This window comes from Siphonobacter sp. SORGH_AS_0500 (assembly GCF_002838835.1).
Lineage (GTDB): Bacteria > Bacteroidota > Bacteroidia > Cytophagales > Spirosomataceae > Siphonobacter.
On the sequence record NZ_NHPP01000008.1, the window covers coordinates 18,680 to 37,469 of the forward strand.

An 18,790-nucleotide genomic window follows, 5' to 3' on the forward strand; every position below is an offset into this window, starting at 1 on the left:
CTTTTTTTGTGAGGCCCGGGTGGTGGAATGGTAGACACGAAGGACTTAAAATCCTTTGGGCAGTGATGCCTGTACGAGTTCGAGTCTCGTCCCGGGTACAAAAGCCTGATAAGCAATCGCTTGTCAGGCTTTTTCTTTATATATCCTTTTGGTTTGAATGAAGTCTGATCATCGGGTTTCATTCTCTATCCTGCTTTTTCGTGAGCTTCGTTTTTGAAAGAGATGTATTAACTTTCCTTCTCAATACAAATCTTTACCTAATACTCATGCGTATTCTGATTATTCTTGCTCTTTCCGCTTTCTCGTTGGGAATAACGCAAGGCCAGACTATCAAAAAGCCGCCTCTAGAAGTGAGTCAGCTTCAGAAAGATGTCTATGTTCACGTTACTTATGGCATTTATCAGAATCAGGCGATTCCTTCCAATGGACTGATCGTAAACACAAAAGAGGGTGTCGTATTAATCGATACTGGCTGGGATACGAAAGCAGATACCGATAATACACGACAAATTCTGCACTGGGTCGACCAGCATTTGCATCAGCCTGTAAAGCTCTGCATCGTGACGCACTCGCATGACGATCGGGTAGGGGGCATAAGCGAATTAAAGAAAGCGGGCGTTCGTGTCATTAGCACGCCCCTGACGGCTCAGAAATCAATCAAAGAAGGTTATGAGTCACCTGAGGCCATTTTGCCGTCTGATACGAGCTTTACTATCGGAAAAGTACCTTTCCGGTGTTATTTTCCCGGAGAAGGCCATACCAGCGACAACATAGTGGTTTGGTTACCCAGCTATAAAATTCTGCACGGAGGATGTCTGGTGAAAAGCGTAGCCACCTTCGGCATGGGTAACATCGCGGATGCGAACCTGAAAGAATGGGGAAAGTCGATGAAACGACTGATGCAAGCATTTGGCTCTCCCAGGTGGGTCATTCCAGGACATGATACCTGGGGAGACCATAAAGCCCTGGAGCATACGTTCCATTTGGTGGAAAAATTCAGTGCTTCCAAGCTTTAAACAGGCATTCATGCACACAAAAAAGAGGCTGTTTCATTAGGTGAAACAGCCTCTTTTTATACAGCTTTATTTAAGCTACTGCCTTGAAAATAGCCTGATAAGCTTTAAATGCTTTCTTCGCTCCTTCTACAATGGCAGGCTCATGTCCTGCTGCATTTGTTACCAGATAGGTACCAAAAGACTTCCAGCGTTCGCCTGTATTTTTACCGTATCCATTATAAAACTTTGATTCTCCGGCATATGTCCCTAATTCAGGATGAGCCTGTAACCAGCGTTTAATGACCTGTCCACCCAGCATGGATCCTTCCGCTACGTAAGCGGCCCCCAGTAATTCTGATGTATTCCATCCTTCGAAAACGGTGCTAGGAGCGGTCTTGGGAGATGCTTGTATGGCCGTTAAATCGGCTTCAATCCAGGCGGCTTTCCGGCGTTCTTCCAGTGGATAGTTATCAATTGTACTTAAGGCAACTTCTAGAGCTTTATGAAAGGCCAGATGAGCCTGTAATAAATGCTTATATTGATCGGTAGTTAAAGTTCCGCCTTTCAAAGCATCGGTATAAAACAATTGTTCGGTTTGTTCGTGTAACTCCCGAGTCTGTTCTTTAAGCTGACTTAAAATTTCTCCCATGAATAATTATTGATTGGCTTTTTGAGCGAGCCAGAAATCCAGAGCCCGTTGCAACATATCGCTTACCTCGCGGTAACCTCCGGGTTTCACCAGATAGGCGTTCGCCCCCAGATCGAAAGCTTCCCGCATATCCTTAGGGTTGTCTGAAGTACTGTAAACGACAATCGGCAGATAACGTCCTTTGGCATTGGAACGAATCTGCTGTAAAACTTCAAAACCGTTATTACCAGGTAGATTTAGGTCAAGTAATAACATTTTAGGAAGAATAGCTTCCTCTGTTTGGTAGTTACCCCGGCTCAACACGTAATCAACGGCTTCATTACCGGTCGTAATAACTTTATAAGTAGGAGGCTGATTTATTTTTCCAATAACCCGTTTGAATATGTCAACATCATCTGGGTTGTCTTCTACATACAATACATCAATCATACCTGTATTAAGTTTAGGCTAGGGGAAATGAAACATAAAAGGTAGTCTCACGGCCCGGCTCACTAAAGAACCATACTTTACCATGGTGCCTTTGCATGATCCGTTTAACGATGGCCAGCCCTACGCCATGCCCTTCATATTCCTTTGCATTATCTAACCGTTTAAATAAATCAAAAACCTTACCACTTTGATTCATATCAATACCAATGCCATTATCCGTGACGGAATAAATAACCTCCTCGTTCGTTTGAATGCCCTTAACAGTAACGCAAGGATGTTCAGCCGTTTGAGAATACTTAATGGCATTAGTCAATAAATTGGTGAAAACCTGCATAATCATGGTTTTATCGCCCTTGATCGGTGGGGTCTCTCCAATGTCAATGGTTAGTAATTCATTTTTGTTAGTAACTAACAGTTCTTCCCTTAAGTTATATAATAAATCTTTCATAGGAAGAGGCTCCGCCGACATTTCAGTACGACCACTACGGGCATAATGTAAAATTTCCCGGATGAGATCACTCATCTTATTACTGGCAGAAACAATTTTCTCAAAAAGGGGAATTGTTTCCTCATCGAGCCGATCACCATAATCCATCAGAAATACTTCTGAATAGGTCTTGATCGAAGCCAGCGGCGTCCGTAAGTCGTGCGAAACAGTATAACTGAACGTGTCTAGTTCTTCGTAAGCTAACTTTAACTGCTCATTTAAAATGCGGATTTGATTGGCTTTTTGAGTAACAATCTGAAGAATATCCTCTCGAATTTTCAAGGCCGTATTGATTTCAGCCTGCTTCCATGATTCGGAGGTATTTCTAACCAATTGCGTCCATTTCGCGAAACTCTTCCGTGGGCTCAGGCGGTTTCTTCCAGCTTCGTCCGTCCATACCTGTTTATCATCTGGATTTCCCCCCCAGGCCACTTGCTGCATAACCTCCGGCTTAAACCAGATCAGGTATTCTTCCAACTGTCGTGAAATCACGATAGCCATCATGCCCGATGCGTCGTCGCGGTAGTCGATGGCGGGGCCGAAAACTTTGGAAAACTGATGGGTGTGAAAGATGGTATCTACCTTATTATTTTTTAGCCAATCAGCTATTTTTAAAATCTGGCTTTCAGACGGCGTTTTTCCAACGGTATGTACCTTCCCTTCAAAGAGCAAAGCCGCTCCAGAGGCTAGCGATATATCCAGAACTGTAGTGGCCTTTTGGGTTAAGCCCTGAACGACATTCCAGTCGCGTTGCATTTGCTCGAAAAGTATCTGTTCATTCCGCCAGAGACGATTAACCATGCTCAGATCTTCCTCGTCCTTGCGGAATTCCAAAGCCGCTGAAAGAAGCTGACTAATCATTTTCCCAGACATTCGGGAGTTATAGTCAACCAGACGTGGATCATCGTAATGATGGCAGGAAATCAGCCCCCAGAGTTCCCCTTTGTATAAAAGCGAGAAACTCATGCTGGAGCGAACGCCCATATTTTTCAGATACTCAATATGAACGGGAGAAACGGCCCGTAGAATAGACTGACTCAGGTCCAGAGGCTGCCGGGTTTCCATATTCATGCCCGGATAAATCGCAACCGAGCGAGCTTGGGAATCAATGATCGTCCGAACAAAGTTCGTTTTATATAACTCACGTGCCTGTTTAGGAATGTCAGAGGCAGGATAATGCAGGCCCAGAAAAGTTTCCAGATGGTCTTCTTTGGCCTCCGCCGCTACTTCGCCGTTCCAATCTTCGTCGAAACGGTAAATCATGACCCGGTCATACTGTGTGATAGCCTTCATTTCCACGACCACGCGTTCCAGTAGCTCCTGAATGCTTTTGCTTTGCTGCATACTGGACATGACCCGGCTGACCAAAACCTGCAAAGTGCCCGGAAAAAGAACCTCATTTTTGGGTTCAAATTCCAGCATATATAAATCATCCATGAGATGAATAACCAGGTAATATTCCCGGCCATCAATATGGACGTTAAAGGGCGTCATGCCTTCAAAAGAGCCCTGCTTTTGGGCAATCTGAATTAACTGAACCAGCTCCCCTCCTTTTAATTCCTTCATTGAAAGCAATTGGAGCGGCTGGTTAATAATATTTTCGGCCGTACTGGCGAGTAATTCTTCTAAGTTAGTACTGAGCTGACGAACTCGAAAAGAGGCATCAACGGCTAATAAATAACCATGAGCCTGAATATGTCCCAAATGCCGGATGGGTTCGTGTTCGCAAGCCTGAATATCTATATTTTGCATATCTTTGGGATACTGTTCAATCAGTGCTGGCCAGTATTAAAGCCAGGATAAATTAAAAGCCGGGGGAAAGTTCATACTTAACACCAGACAAAAGCATGGAGTTTTAAAATTACGATTTTATTTCAGGACAGACGAGGAAATTAAACCGGATCCAAAAGATTGAATCTTAATTTGTTGGCTCATAAAATAGAGGTTTAAGTAATTATCATCTGATAAAACACTTGACTGCTTATGCAGGTTAGGTAATTAATCGGGTAGGTTGGATTCCTCAGTATTGTGCTGGAAACTGCTCCCATTTGATAGGAATTAATTAAGGTATGAATCACTCAGATACGAAGGAGACCGCTGGCTTCATCACTGTATCTTCTTCCGGAATGATCTTAGATTTCAGTTATCATCTGCTACAGATAACCGGGCTTTCAGCTATTCATATTCTTGACCAACCCTTAGATCTTTTTCTTCTACAAGCAACCTGGGAACGCTTACAAGCCCAACCTACGGGAACCTTGACTTTGCTAAACCCGGAAATTACATGTATTGAGTTTCATTACCAGATTCATGAAACCCGGTTGGCCGATCAGAAGACTTTTCAAATTACCCTAAAGCCCAAAGATGAAGAGCGGCAACCTGCTTCGTTTACTTCGCTGGATAACGACTGGTTATTAATGAATAAAATCTTTGCTCACGACCTGCGAGAGCCTCTGCGTAAGATTTTACTCTATATAGATATGATTCGGGGGAATACCCAGAATCAGATTACTGCCGAAAGCCTAATGTTACTTCAGGTAACCAACGATCAAAGCTACCAGGCTCTGCAATTGCTGGATTCCATTCGCCAATACACGTCTTTTGCAACCAATGAAAAACGGACGTTGAAATCTATAGATCTCAACGAGATGGTAGAAAAAAGCTGGCTACGTGTAAGTGATGAAAACGGACTCAACACAACAGTATTGGAGAAAACCCAGTTACCCGTTATTAAAGGGCAGGGAACGATGATTCAGACCCTTTTCTATCAGCTTTTAGATAACTCCGCCAAATTCGCACACCCCAGTCGGCCTTTGCAGATCAGAATTGAAGCCGAATTACATTCCCAATCTGTTGAAATTCGAATTCTGGATAATGGTATCGGTTTTGATGACCGATATAAGGAAGATATTTTCCGGTTATTCAATCAGCTCAACCGCAATTCGCCGGGTTACGGAGCGGGTTTAGCCTTCTGTAAGAAAATTGTAGAAAGTCACCAGGGAAAAATAGTCGCTCATTCCATCCCACAAAAAGGAACGGTGTTGACGATAACCCTCCCCCTTCATTCCCGTTGAAAGCCAGCGGAAAAGCTTTTCTTTACCCATATATTATTTTTCTGTGTCCGCTCCGTTATTGTAAAGTAAAAACGTTAACTTGCTTAGCGTCAAAACTCTCGTAATACCATGGGCAGAAAAGTATTAGTGCTGAATCAGGATTACTCAGCCTTGACGATATGCTCGGTCGCCAAAGCTTTTTTACTAGTCTACCTTAAAAAGGCCGATTTGATTTCAGAGTCTCAAACGGAAAACCTTCGGAGCATTTCTCAATCTTTTCCCTTGCCGACGGTTATTCGCCTGCACAAGTACGTATACTTGCCTTATCGGGGAGTGATGTTAACGCGTCAGAATATTTTTAGACGCGATGGCCACCAGTGTCAATACTGTGGAACATCGGATGATTTGACGCTGGACCACGTACTACCTAAATCCAGAAGCGGCAAATCCAGTTGGGACAACCTTACTACGGCCTGCAAACGCTGTAACTCCCGCAAAGGTGATTTCACCCCTGAGGAAGCCGGAATGGTGCTGCGGCAGCGACCTTATAAGCCTTCATTTATTATGTTCATCCGGGACTTCTCGGGTATTAATGATGAAAGCTGGTTACCCTTCTCACTCGAAAAGAGAAGAAATTTGTTAATTAAGTTACGAAAGCTTGAGCCGAGTGCATGTGAAGAGTGGCCCACTGATTTTCTTCGGAATCCTGCGGGTAATTCAGGATCATTTTTGACATTCCATCCGGGAATTGGCTTTTGCCGCACAGAATCTGCTAAATTTGACTAGTAGATATTAAACTGTGACTGAAGCATGCGGGAAGATTATTTGAAAGGGGACAGAGAAACCCTATCGAAAGATGATCGGGAAGTAGAAAGAGCCCTTCGGCCTTTAAGTTTTGGCGATTTTACGGGCCAGGATAAGATTCTTGAAAACCTGAAAATATTCGTTTCGGCGGCAAAAATGCGGGAAGAAGCCCTGGACCACGTGTTGCTACACGGCCCTCCGGGTTTGGGAAAAACGACCTTATCCAACATTATTGCGAATGAACTCGGGGCGGGTATTAAAATTACGTCAGGGCCCGTGTTGGATAAACCGAGTGATCTGGCGGGTTTGCTGACCAACCTGCAACCGCACGATGTTCTTTTTATTGACGAAATTCACCGACTGAATCCCATCGTAGAGGAATACCTATATTCTGCGATGGAAGATTATAAAATCGATATTCTGCTGGATTCAGGGCCGAATGCTCGAAGTGTACAAATTGGACTGAATCCCTTTACGCTGATTGGAGCAACTACGCGGGCGGGCTTATTAACCTCACCTTTGCGAGCTCGTTTTGGAATTAATGCCCGACTTGAATATTATGATGCGAAGTTACTAACAACCATCATCAAGCGTTCCTGTAGTATTCTTAACATGCCAGTGGAAGAACAGGCAGCCTTTGAAATTGCCCGGCGGAGTCGCGGAACACCACGGATTGCTAATAACCTCCTGCGACGCACGCGGGATTTTGCTCAGGTAAAAGGCGGCGGGCGTATCACCGTTGACATCGCGGAAATGGCCCTGGCGGCTCTGGATGTCGATCATAATGGTCTGGATGATATGGATAATCGTATCTTGAGCACCATCATCGAGAAATTCAAAGGGGGACCTGTGGGTTTATCTACCATTGCCACGGCCGTAGGAGAAGAGGCAGAAACGATTGAAGAGGTATATGAGCCTTTTCTGATTCAGGAAGGTTATCTCAAGCGTACCTCCCGAGGTAGAGAAGCGACGGAAAAGGCGTATAGTCATTTGGGGATTTTGCCAAAATACCGGACAGGGGAGCTTTTTTAAAGTTCAATGGCTCATTTTACTAGATTTTATGAGAATATTTTATTGAATTATGGCAAGAATTTTTTGTTTTATTCGATAATTTATTAATTTTGAATTCATAGCTAAGAAAGAAAGTAAGCAAGAAGCACCATTCAGTATATTTATACTCGACTGGAACAATGATTACCTTTTAGCGGAATTACTGGAGTTGAATAATACACCACCTAAATCCCTAGTGAAATGAAAAATTTGAACCATTATCGGCTCTTGCAGTGGATCATTTTTTCACCGATTCTGATTCCAATCTGTATCCTGACGGGAGCATGGGAAGGAATTCAGCATACGTTTGGAAAAGTAATCCAGCAAATCAAGACAGACGTGACAACAGATGTTGCTTAACTTGTCTTCCTCTTCTGATTGACATCAACCTTAATTGATAAATATATTTTCTTAAAAAGCTCTGGATCAACATCCAGGGCTTTTTTTATGGATTCTGTTGAGCTAGAAATTCTGCTGTTTTTTCGATCATGTGATTATGACCCGAGTTGAGAATAAATCGCTGGGCTGTGGGAATCTTAGTGGTAAGGGGTAGAACAGAATCGGGAGGCATCATCCGGTCAAATTCACCCATATAAAATTGAATGGGTAAAGCATGCCGATTAAAAAGGGTGATGAGGGAGGACAACGAAAAATGGAAATGCCGAAACGAAACCCAGGATAAAAAAATCCGCTTCCGTTTCTCAGGAGAATCCAGCATCCAGTGTACAAAACGGGACATGCTCGGATGAATGATTTTCATACGTTCGCCAACGCCCGTCCATTTCATGACCAGAGAAGGGTTGAAAGTAACGTATTTGAAAATTCGCCGGGTTAATCGATTTCGAACGGCGAAGGTATAGTAAGGATTCTTTAGAATGCCGTCGGGAGCCAGCAGGTATAGCTTGTTAACCTGATCAGGCAGCATTTCAACCGTAGTCAGGGCAAATCGCCCACCCATGCTGAAACCCACTACGCTAAAGCGGACAATGCCTTCTTTTTTCAGAAAGTCCGAAATTTGCTGTTTCCATTGAGTTTTATCGAGCGTAATGGGATGAACCTGCCGTTTGGTATTCATGCCGTGAAAAGGTAAATCGAAGGCGTAAATCGTATATCGGTCTCCCAAAAGCTTCACCCAAGGTTCGTAAGCGGTATGATCCTGCCCAATGCCATGAAAAGCCAGCAAAGGTTCCGGGCCATTTCCTGACTTGGTATATGTTACTAACTGCATACAAATAAAGTCGCGATGATTATAATGGCTTAAAAAGAGCCTATTAAAGATATATTTTCTACACTACTCTTTGATCAGCTATTGCAAATGCCAAGTAATGATGACAACAAAGTCTAAGTTTTCCTCCTGGCATTACCCGTACTGTTTTACTAATGCTAATGAATGATGGCCATAAGGCTTGCATTGATCTACCCTATACAAATTTAGTGATCTACATCTTTAGAAGAGAAGCCTAATACTTCATTGAGGGTTATTTTCAGAGAGGATAATAAAATTTATAAATAATTATTTTTATTAAGTCTAAATAAACTATATTTGTTTTATTATAACATTGAGCGATAAAGTATAATAAGTTGAAATGCTTATTAATAGATTTTTCTGACAGAGCATTGATTGTTTTAAACACCTATAGATTTTAAGTGTAAATATCCTTTTTCCTTCTAACTATTAAATAATTGTTAATAACATATTGTTATTAACAAGCTAGTTTATTGGGTTATTATCTTTTAACTAAATCTCTATTATTATGCTTAAATTTACACTAATTAAGGCAATTTTTGCCGTAGCTTTGACAATGATTACTATTCTTTCTTGTAATAAAGAAAGCCCGATAGTAGACCCAATTAAAAATGAAAATGGTTCTGGTTTGACAGAAGAACAAATTGAGAAAAACAGAAATATATTTTCTCAAGTCCTTGCGAGATCTCTAAAGAATGAAAATGTAAGAATATTATTAAAAAAAGCCTCTCTCAAACGGATTAATAAAGATACGGACGTATTATTTCATTTAGTAAAAGATGAAATAATTGAAAAAATATTAGTTTTCATGAATACTTAGCTTCTATTTATGGAGATAAAGAAGAATTTATCAGAATTGTCAATAGTATGCCAGTATTGACAATTTTAGTTCCTAGTGTTGTGAATTTCAATGCAGAAAGTTGGAATACATCTATTCAAATACCTAAAGTAGCGGTTTTCCCTAATAAAGTTTACAGAAAAAAAAATAACCATAAGTTTATGATGACTTATGATGTTAATGTCAAAGAAGAAGAATTAGCACTAAATATTTTTCCAGATTATCCGATTATTGTGGTTAAGGATAATGAAAGAATACAGGTGAACAATGGGAAGGTTAGAGGAGTAAAACAACTGAACTCATTTGTAATCAGGGATTTAAATTACTCATTTATTGACGAGTCATTCAACAATCTGAATGGGACTAAATTAAGTTCAGGTAGTCGCCTTGCAACCTATGACAAGTTTGATTCGAAAGTAAAGTTAGCTTATGAGAATAATTTACAGTATCCTCGGGACTACATTTATTATAATATAGCACCTACTATTGGTAATGCTACGGGTAGCTTTAATAGCTCATATGCAGAACATCTAACTACTATACAGTTGGTTAACTCTGATATAATAAAAGAACTTGTTGACGACCAAATAACAGATTATGATGGGTATCCTTCTTTTGCAGATGGTGACCTAGAATTTATTGTAAAAGTAATAGGTATAAATAATCAGAATAATGCTGTTGAAATAGTTAATAAATGGTTTGATGTTCCTTTCCTAGGGCTTGTAAATTTATATCATCAAAATAATCAATGGTATTATGGATCAAGTACTAAGCAGTATATTTTGCCAACTCCATTGGAATTGGTACCATGGAACATGCAGCAGTATGGTGACCAAATAAAAGTAGTATTAATGGAAGAAGATGCTACCACTTCTTATACACAAAGTATAACGATAGGAATAAGCTCAACTTTTGGATTCAATTATTCCAATTCAATAAAAGATGGGCCAAATTTTGGAAGCAATACCAGTAATACCAATAATGTTTCTTCTACGTATAGTCTACAGGTTTCAGGTGGACATGATATGCTATATGATGCCATCATTCGGTGGGACGATAAGATCTTATATTGGGATGAAGAGGCAATTCCAGGGTATCCTAATCCTCCTTTTAACGAGCATTGGGCAAGAACAAAAGAATTTTCCACTGGTAAAGCAATTATTACTATAGAGCCCATACCAAGGAGATAAATTCTAATGACTATTTCCAGCTAAGACATTCTAGAAAATAGATAGTCGATGTTTTACGACCAGCATTTTTGTAGAATGTCTTAGCTTATTTTTATTTATACTAAATAGATATAAATTTTATATACTACCTTTGGAGTCATACCTCTAGAGAGTCGCTCACTAGATTCTTAATGCGTACTTCCACAAAGTATAGTTTTCTCATAACTAATTAGTCAAATCTAGCCATGACTTTTAAAAAAGCCATCGGACAAGTTCACCTCTGGCTCGGCCTGGCCTCGGGAATTATTGTATTTATTGTCAGTATTACGGGTTGTATTTACGTCTTCCAGGAAGAAATCCGTGATATGACCGAAAGCTGGCGTTTTGTTAAAGAGCAACCTAAACCCTATCTGGTTCCTTCACAATTAATAGCCATTGCTGAGAAGAAATTAGAAGGGAAGAAAGCTACTTCGCTAACCTATACAAAGCCGAACGAAGCAGCCGTTGTGGGTCAGTTTGATCGCAAAAAACGGGGTAGCAAATACACTTCAGTATATATAAATCCTTATACAGGCGAGGTGCTGAAGGTAAAATCCATTGCTCGTGGGGGAAACGACGGAGACTTTGACTTTTTCCGTTTTATACTCAATGGCCACCGGGCTTTATGGATGCCTTATGACATTGGTCGGCCCGTTGTTGGTGTCGCTGTCCTGATTTTTGTTATCCTTTTAATTAGTGGAATGATTCTCTGGTGGCCTAAAAAGTGGAATAAGGCCAATCGGGATAAAAGCTTCAAGGTAAAATGGGATGGAACCTTCAAACGGATGAATTATGATTTACATAATGTTTGGGGATTTTACAGTACCTTTTTCTTACTCATTATTTCCTTAACGGGTCTGGTATACAGTTTCCAGTGGTTTAGTAAGGGCTTATATTGGGTAACTACAGGTGGTCGCAGTTTGTCGTTTGAACGGAATACAGCCCTGTCTGATACAACCCAAAACCTTCCGGTTACTATTACTAGTGTTGATAAAGTATGGCTGAATCTGACGGATCAGGGAAAATCACAGAAGGCCATGTTTGTGAACCTGCCGCAAACGCCCAAGGATGCCATCAGTGTCACGGTATATCTTAAGCCGGGGACTTATTATAAAACGGATGTTTATACGTACGATCAATTCACTCTCAAACCACTAAAGGCGGCGGGACCTTTCAGTGGAAAATACGAAGATGCGGACGGTGGCGATAAACTCCGTCGGATGAATTATGATCTGCATGTGGGAGCTGTGATGGGCTTACCTACGAAGATCCTGGCCTTCCTAGCCAGTTTGATTTCAGCTAGTTTGCCCGTTACCGGATTCCTGATTTGGTGGGGGAGAAGAAAAAAAGGCGGCAAGAAGGAAGAAGGTAAAAAGCCCGTTCAAAGAAGAACAGCGGTTGATTCTCCCCGTAGATCGGCTCCGGTAGTGCGTCGCAAGGTAGCTCAACCCCTGGCGGTTACGGATGAAGTAACGGTAATTAAACCAGAAGTAGAGTAAAAGAGTATTCAAACAGGTAAAAAGTAAAAGGGACAAAGCCGTTTGGTTTTGTCCCTTTTTACGTTACTCCGAGCTTAGCTCTGCTCTTCGCTTACGTCCGACATTAAGTATGCTTTGATGAAATCATTGATTTCTCCGTCCAGCACCGCGTCAGTGTTTGAAGTCTGGTGATTCGTGCGGTGATCTTTCACGCGGCGATCATCAAGTACATAACTGCGAATCTGGCTACCCCACTCAATTTTTCGCTTAGTTGCGTCCAATTCAGCTTTAGCTGCCAGCCGTTTTTCCAGCTCCATTTGATAAAGTCGAGATTTCAGCAATCGCATCGCCACTTCCTTATTTTGAAGCTGGCTGCGTTCCTGCTGACACTCGATAATAATTCCCGAAGGTTTGTGTTTCAAACGTACAGCCGTTTCTACCTTATTCACGTTCTGGCCACCGGCTCCACCGCTTCGGAACGTATCCCAGTCAATATCGGCCGGGTTAATTTCAATCTCGATGGTATCATCCACCAAAGGATAGGCAAAGACTGAAGCAAAGGACGTATGACGACGGGCATTAGAATCGAATGGAGAGATCCGAACTAGACGGTGCACGCCAATTTCTGCTTTCAGGTTACCGTAAGCATATTCACCCAAAATCTCAATCGTTGCTGATTTAACACCCGCGACATCGCCATCGGCCACGTTCACGACGTTAATCTTGAAGTTATTTTTTTGAGCCCACATGGTGTACATTCGCAACAGCATGTTCGCCCAATCCTGCGATTCAGTTCCGCCCGCTCCGGCATTAATTTCCAGCACGGCATCCATATTATCGCCTTCATCCGACATCATTTTCCGGAACTCTACTTCAGCCAATTTAGCTTCCAGCTTGGCCGCTTCGGCATCGACATCAGCTTCTGACGCTTCGCCTAACTCCTGAAATTCCATCATGGTTTCGGTATCGCCCAAAAGCTGATTGAGCTGATCGAAACCATCCGTCCAGAATTTTAGCCCACGAATTTCTCTGAGAATTTTTTCCGCCCGTTCCCGTTCATTCCAGAATTCAGGATCAAGCGTTTTTTGTTCTAATTCTTCTATCTGGTACTTTTTCCCATCGTAGTCAAAGATACCCCCTCAAGGCCTCTATGCTGGCCTTCAAGTCTTTCAACTTGTCTTGTGTCATAATGGATTGGATGCTGGGCCAGAGGCCTTTCATCGTTAGTGATTAGAGATACAAAAGTAAAGAGCAAGGCTCTAAAAAGCGAAAACCTGACCGAAGCCAGGTTTTCAGTGCTTTCGTCTCCGTAGAGATTAAAAATATTTAGCCCGGTAATCTTTCACATTCGCTTTCTCGCGAACGGCTTCGTTTACGAAGTAACCTGAGCGTTGTAATTCCGTTTGCAGGGCGGTCTTTTTGTATTGGCTATAATCAGCAATGGCAGGAGCATCCATTTTCTTCAGGGTTTCCATGATGAATACACCACTTTCACCTTTGAAGGGCTGCGATTTCTGACCAGCTTTCATCCCAAATGCTTTACCTAAGGCGGTAGGATCAGCACCTGCGGAGTTCAGTAAGCCGCTGTTCAGAGTCAGGTCGTTTGCTGTTTCAACTAAAGCACCGGCACCGTACTTCTGAGCAATTTGCTCCAAACTACCTGCACCAGCTAAGCCGCTTAACTTTTTCAGGATTTCTTCGCCTTTCTTCTGATTACGAACTTTCGCAGTTAACTCATCGCGGAAGTCGTCTACTTTTACTTCGTCTTCAGAGGTTTTACCCGTCAGGGCAGCTACGATATACGCATCGTTTACTTCAAAAACCTGAGAAACATCACCTACATCCGTTTTGTCTTCAAAAGCCCAACGAATCACAGGCTGAGCGTTTTGCATCATGTTCAGGTTCGTAGAACCTTCAGGAACACGGTTTGCTTTCAAAAGAACGATAGATTTATCTTTCTTAGCAGCGGCTTCCATCTGCTCCAGCGTTTTATTAGCGGCAGCAAATTCATCAGCTTTGCGATAAACCTCATCACGAGTAGCCTGGCTGGGTCCAAGTTGTTTCGAAACAGCCACTACACGGTACTGAACGTTATTTTTAGGCTCTGTTACTTTAATGATGTGGAAACCGAAATCCGTTTCAACCAGATTTGGTAATAGGCCCGTGCCGTTGTAAGCAAATACGGCGGTTTCGAAAGGCTTCACCATCGAACCGTTGTTCTGGAAGTAACCCAAGTCGCCTCCACGTTGAGCGGTACCGTCTGTACCATACTGAGCGGCCATTGCTGAGAAATCAGCTCCGCCTTTCAATTCTTTCAGAATGTTCTCTGCACGAACGCGAGCCGAAGCTTTTGCCGAATCGGACTGATTGGTAGGACGAATCAGAATGTGGCTGGCCTTAACGGTATAAAGCGAGTCACGTTTCATACCTGTATACTTATAGATAGTATAGGTATTGTCGGTACGGAAAGGACCTGCAATCTGACCGGGGAAGAAGCCTTTTACCGCTTCTTTCAATTGATCATCCATGTCACGCAGACTCCAGTACAGCGGATGCGGTACGTCAGAATTCATACGTGCAAACGAAGAATCGTTTGTAGCTTTAGCCAAATCTTTGGCTAATTGCGTTAATGTATTCTTAAGAGCAAGGCTATCGGCTTTCGAAGGAACAACTCCAAAAGCGACATAATCCAGACTACGAGTATTGGCACCCTTATACTCATCTTTGTGAGCGTTTAGGTAATCTTTCAATTCAGAATCCGTAACCTTGATGGTTGAATCCGCCATTGAGTAGAAAGGAACATACAAGTATTTCGCGTCAACTTTTGCCGTTTGTGCTTCGTAATCCTTCTTCGCTTCTGCTGTAGTTACGTAACTGGACATGCGGATCAGGTTCACGTAACGAGTCATCAGGTGTTGACGCTGAATGTCACGCACAAACGCCTGCCAGCCCAACTGCTGGATAGAACCCGCAGGTAATTGCTGAATTTGAGCACGCTGTTGTTTTACCCGATTGATATCGAAAATGCCCGTCTGAGGATCGGTGAAGCTCTGACGAACGGCGGGATCAATGTATTTACCAAAGAACATGTCCTGCTTTTCATCTTCTGAAAGCGTCAGTCCCAGGGCATCAAATTCTTTTTGATATGCATAATCAATTAACAGATCATTCCAAACCTTCTCGCGAAGCTGAGCGATCACCTGATCGTTCGCGGATTGACCGGACTGAGCTTCGTATTCCATACGAGCCTGGTCTAATTTTTTCTGGAAATCCTGGGCCAGAATGCTATTTCCGGCAATTTCACCTACTTTCTGAGTCTTCCCTCCAAAAAGTCCCCGTGATCCGAGGAGGTCACCGCCCACAATAAATAAGATGAGGGAGATGGCAATAATGGTAATTGCAATTCCTGAACGTTCTCTGATTTTGTTAACTAAAGCCATACGACCATTTTATTAGAACCGCAAAATAAGGGTTTTTTTCGATGATTCCCAAACGAATGCAAAGGCCTTTTGTTTGATATTTACATTGAAAAAAAGTTAGAAATTAAAAAGTATTCTACGTTTTTGTCCACCGAATGGGCGTGTTTTAAAGGAGATGCCGTATTTTCACCGACTTGAAATAGGAAACCTGTCGTGTAGTTAGCGTTGTATACTGAGCGTATGAAGCCTTGAAATTCGGGATCACTCCGTCTTTTCATGAGCTTAATTCTTTTGAATGACCCTCTTTAACGTCTGGCATTGAACATTTTTTGATAGCCGCATTGAACGAAGCAAATAAAAATACTACAACCATCACGGTTATTGGTGGAGGTAGCTGGGCAACGGCCATTATCCGCATTCTTTCAGAAAACGAAGTCAAGATTCGCTGGTGGTTGCGAAATCGGAAAGATGCCGAGCATATTCGTAAGTTTCACAGCAACCCCCGCTACTTGAGCGGCGTAGTGCTGCATCCCAAACGGGTGAAGCCCTTTACTCGTTTACACGAAGCTATGAAGGGAAGTCAGGTAGTGATTCTGGCGGTTCCTGCTGCATTTATTACAGAAGCCCTTGCTGAATTAAGGCCGGAAGATTTTACGGGAAAGACAATCGTATCCGCCATCAAGGGCATGGTTCCCGGAGAAAACTTGCTAGTAACGGATTGGCTGGAAAAAAACTACGGCGTTTCGCAGGATCAATTCTGTGTCATTGCAGGTCCCTGTCATGCCGAAGAAGTGGCCTTGGAGAAACAGTCATATCTGACCATTGCCTCGCCCGAAATCCAGCGGGCAACGGCCTTTGCCGATTTAATGACTTGTCGCTTTGTAAGTACCCAGCCCTTAACGGATTTATACGGAGTGGAATATTGTGCGGTAATGAAGAACATTATCGCTCTGGCCTGTGGCATTTGTCACGGAATTGGGTATGGCGATAACTTTCAGGCCGTACTGGTGTCAAATGCCATGCAGGAAATAAAGCGGTTTCTGGATGTAATCTATCCTTATTATCGGGATCTGATGGGTTCGGCGTATCTGGGGGATTTATTAGTAACGTCTTATTCGCAGTTCAGCCGAAACCGAACCTTTGGCAGCATGATTGGCCGGGGGTACAGTGTTACCTCCGCTCAAATGGAAATGAACATGGTTGCTGAAGGGTATTATGCTGTTAAATCCATTTACGAAATCAATCGGCAATATGAAGTTGATATGCCCATAGTGAATGCCGTTTATTCAATCTTATACGAACGCTCTTCACCAGTGATTGAAGTGGAGATATTGAAGAATTTATTGCGGTAAATAATTTACAGTGTTTATAAAATAGCTACTTCTTAGAAGTAGCTATTTTTATTAGAAGAAAAATATTAAATTTGAAACCGTCTTTAAAATGCCAGCCAACTCTTATTTTATTTAAAGAATAGGTAGCAATATTTAATGAATTAACCAATGACTTTAAGACGTACCTTTCCGTTAATTATTTGCCTAATCCCCATTATTGCTTTTTATTTAATGTTGTATCATTTTTCAGTGAATTTACCTTGGACTGATGATTCAACATTTATGCATTATGTATATCAGAATGAGGAGAGTAGGTCTAATTTTAAAAAAATATTAATTGAGACTTTTTCTGTACATGCAGATCACAGAATTGCTGTGCCAAGAGTAGTGATGTATCTGATTTATTTAATAGAAGGTGAGATTAATTTAAGATCAGTAATATTAATAGGTAATTTAAGTATACTTGGTTGTTTCTTTATTGTATTAAGATACTTTCAAATATCTAAGCTATCTCTTTGGTTTTTTGTTCCTGTTAGCTTCCTGCTATTTCAGCCAGTTTATTGGGAAGATGCTCTTTGGCCTATCTGTGTTTTACAACATAGTCTAGTTATTTTTTTAGTATTGGTATCCTTGCAATTACTGCAAAAAGAAGGGAAATGGTTTTTAATGACATCAATCATTTTCGCCGTACTTGCTATATACACTAGTGGCAATGGACTTTTGATTCTAATTCCAGGCGTATTGCTACTATTATTTCAGAAAAGAAAAATAGCTGCGGTAATCTGGAGCATCGGTGTTATTGTAGCAATAATCTGTTACTTCATTGATTTTACTAAGGGAGGGCATACGCATGTCACAGAAAGTTTATTAAATCCAATACAATTTATAAAATATATTCTTGTGTTTCTTGGAGCAAATGTCTCCCTTAACTATGTGAACAGGGCTATCTTTTTAGGAATTTTAATTTTACTAGTATGGGGAATAGCATTTATAAGTATTATACGTACAAAAGATAATAAATTTTTACCCATCTGGGGTTTATTAACATTTTTGATTTTGTCTGCAGGATTAGTGTCTTTATCGCGATCCTGGGTTGGTGTAGGTATTACTGCAAGGTATCAGATTTATGCTACCTATGCTGTTACTACTGCTTATGTGTTGTTCGTAGCGTTAATTAATAAATACGACTGGAAAAAGTATCTTAAAGTTCCTTTAATAATAGGAACTGGATTATATGTATCTTTAATCTGGTTTATATACTGGCCTATCATTTGCTACCGGAAGGATCTTTTGGTGGCTGAGACAGTTAATTGGAAACAAAATGGATTTTTCTTGACTGTAGACCAGGACCATAATTTAGCTACTGCAAGATTCTATCCCTATTTAGTTAAAAAACGCTTGTATACTTTTCCACAGCATATGTATGCTCCTGATGAGGACAAAACAAGTTCAGATAAAGTAATAAACTTTCAGTATCATCCTGATGAAATGTATTTTGGAGGAAATTCACTTGTAGTGGAGGTGCCTGATATAGACCAGAATATAAAGACTAGTTATTTGATTTTGAAAGATTCATCAGGAAGAATATTTCTAGCTCCACTGAAAGCGAACTCTAATTCTATTAAAAATTTTTTACGAACGGGCTTGCTATTCTCTAAGGGAGGGAACGCAATCATTCTCGTTGAAACATTACCTCAGGGTACCTATCAATTTGGGTTATATTCAAATAATCAGGTTAAATGGTTAGCTCAAAAATGGGAAAAGCAATAAACCCAACTAAAAAGGGAAAGCCATTGGCTTTCC

The 18,790-nt window shown here is 41.4% G+C and carries 15 protein-coding genes, 1 tRNA gene and 1 pseudogene; 11 read left to right on the forward strand and 6 right to left on the reverse strand.

All coding sequences use genetic code 11. The features are described from left to right. Window positions 1-13: 13 nt before the first annotated feature. Both BWI96_RS10900 and bla read left to right on the forward strand, forming a co-directional pair. Window positions 14-98, forward strand: a tRNA-Leu gene (locus BWI96_RS10900). A gap of 168 nt (window positions 99-266) precedes the next feature. Continuing rightward, on the forward strand, window positions 267-1,016 hold the full coding sequence (gene bla, locus BWI96_RS10905; RefSeq protein WP_106636677.1) for a subclass B1 metallo-beta-lactamase: 750 nt from the start codon (window positions 267-269) through the stop codon (window positions 1,014-1,016). Between the two features lie 70 nt (window positions 1,017-1,086). On the opposite strand, the gene BWI96_RS10910 is transcribed toward bla, so the two are convergent. The 3 genes from BWI96_RS10910 to BWI96_RS10920 are packed head-to-tail and all read right to left on the reverse strand — an operon-like array spanning window position 1,087 to window position 4,312. After that, complete coding sequence (locus tag BWI96_RS10910; protein WP_106636678.1) at window positions 1,087-1,644, reverse strand: biliverdin-producing heme oxygenase; 558 nt, start codon at window positions 1,642-1,644, stop codon at window positions 1,087-1,089. A 6-nt stretch (window positions 1,645-1,650) separates the two neighbouring features. Further along, a complete protein-coding gene (locus tag BWI96_RS10915; protein WP_106636679.1) occupies window positions 1,651-2,073 on the reverse strand; it encodes a response regulator in 423 nt (140 codons plus the stop codon). A gap of 13 nt (window positions 2,074-2,086) precedes the next feature. Further along, entirely contained in the window at window positions 2,087-4,312 is a 2,226-nt protein-coding gene (locus BWI96_RS10920; RefSeq protein WP_106636680.1) for an ATP-binding protein, read from the reverse strand. A 317-nt stretch (window positions 4,313-4,629) separates the two neighbouring features. Between BWI96_RS10920 and BWI96_RS10925 the strand changes: the two genes are divergently transcribed. The 4 genes and pseudogenes from BWI96_RS10925 (at window position 4,630) to BWI96_RS21920 (ending at window position 7,827) form a co-directional block, all read left to right on the forward strand. Then, window positions 4,630-5,634: an ATP-binding protein gene (locus BWI96_RS10925; protein ID WP_106636681.1), complete on the forward strand. Its 1,005-nt coding sequence runs from the start codon at window positions 4,630-4,632 to the stop codon at window positions 5,632-5,634. A gap of 108 nt (window positions 5,635-5,742) precedes the next feature. Beyond that, window positions 5,743-6,246: pseudogene (locus BWI96_RS10930) on the forward strand (HNH endonuclease); the annotation flags it as partial. Window positions 6,247-6,423: 177 nt separating this feature from the next. Beyond that, complete coding sequence (ruvB, locus tag BWI96_RS10935; protein ID WP_106636683.1) at window positions 6,424-7,449, forward strand: Holliday junction branch migration DNA helicase RuvB; 1,026 nt, start codon at window positions 6,424-6,426, stop codon at window positions 7,447-7,449. Window positions 7,450-7,668: 219 nt separating this feature from the next. Next, window positions 7,669-7,827 (forward strand): hypothetical protein, encoded by a 159-nt coding sequence (locus BWI96_RS21920; protein WP_198555235.1) that lies wholly within the window; start codon window positions 7,669-7,671, stop codon window positions 7,825-7,827. A gap of 85 nt (window positions 7,828-7,912) precedes the next feature. Here BWI96_RS21920 and BWI96_RS10940 read toward each other — a convergent pair whose 3' ends face one another. Further along, window positions 7,913-8,695 carry an alpha/beta fold hydrolase gene (locus tag BWI96_RS10940; RefSeq protein WP_106636684.1) on the reverse strand — a complete coding sequence of 261 codons (783 nt, stop codon included), beginning with the start codon at window positions 8,693-8,695 and terminating at the stop codon, window positions 7,913-7,915. A gap of 526 nt (window positions 8,696-9,221) precedes the next feature. Between BWI96_RS10940 and BWI96_RS10945 the strand changes: the two genes are divergently transcribed. The 3 genes from BWI96_RS10945 (at window position 9,222) to BWI96_RS10955 (ending at window position 12,258) form a co-directional block, all read left to right on the forward strand. Further along, window positions 9,222-9,533 (forward strand): hypothetical protein, encoded by a 312-nt coding sequence (locus BWI96_RS10945; protein ID WP_106636685.1) that lies wholly within the window; start codon window positions 9,222-9,224, stop codon window positions 9,531-9,533. Window positions 9,534-9,580: 47 nt separating this feature from the next. Further along, a complete protein-coding gene (locus BWI96_RS10950) occupies window positions 9,581-10,741 on the forward strand; it encodes a hypothetical protein (RefSeq protein ID WP_106636686.1) in 1,161 nt (386 codons plus the stop codon). A 224-nt stretch (window positions 10,742-10,965) separates the two neighbouring features. Further along, window positions 10,966-12,258 (forward strand): PepSY domain-containing protein, encoded by a 1,293-nt coding sequence (locus BWI96_RS10955; RefSeq protein ID WP_106636687.1) that lies wholly within the window; start codon window positions 10,966-10,968, stop codon window positions 12,256-12,258. Between the two features lie 74 nt (window positions 12,259-12,332). Here BWI96_RS10955 and prfB read toward each other — a convergent pair. Continuing rightward, window positions 12,333-13,425, reverse strand: a protein-coding gene (prfB, locus tag BWI96_RS10960; RefSeq protein ID WP_157830337.1) for a peptide chain release factor 2 whose coding sequence is annotated in 2 segments (ribosomal slippage) — window positions 12,333-13,364 and window positions 13,366-13,425 — 1,092 coding nt in all. Because the reading frame shifts where the segments join, the coding sequence is not laid out codon by codon here. Between the two features lie 128 nt (window positions 13,426-13,553). Next, a complete protein-coding gene (locus BWI96_RS10965; protein WP_106636689.1) occupies window positions 13,554-15,677 on the reverse strand; it encodes a peptidylprolyl isomerase in 2,124 nt (707 codons plus the stop codon). 320 nt (window positions 15,678-15,997) lie between these two features. Between BWI96_RS10965 and BWI96_RS10970 the strand changes: the two genes are divergently transcribed. Further along, window positions 15,998-17,008 (forward strand): NAD(P)H-dependent glycerol-3-phosphate dehydrogenase, encoded by a 1,011-nt coding sequence (locus tag BWI96_RS10970; protein ID WP_198555236.1) that lies wholly within the window; start codon window positions 15,998-16,000, stop codon window positions 17,006-17,008. Window positions 17,009-17,155: 147 nt separating this feature from the next. After that, window positions 17,156-18,757 (forward strand): hypothetical protein, encoded by a 1,602-nt coding sequence (locus BWI96_RS10975; RefSeq protein WP_157830320.1) that lies wholly within the window; start codon window positions 17,156-17,158, stop codon window positions 18,755-18,757. The last annotated feature ends 33 nt before the right edge of the window (window positions 18,758-18,790 follow it).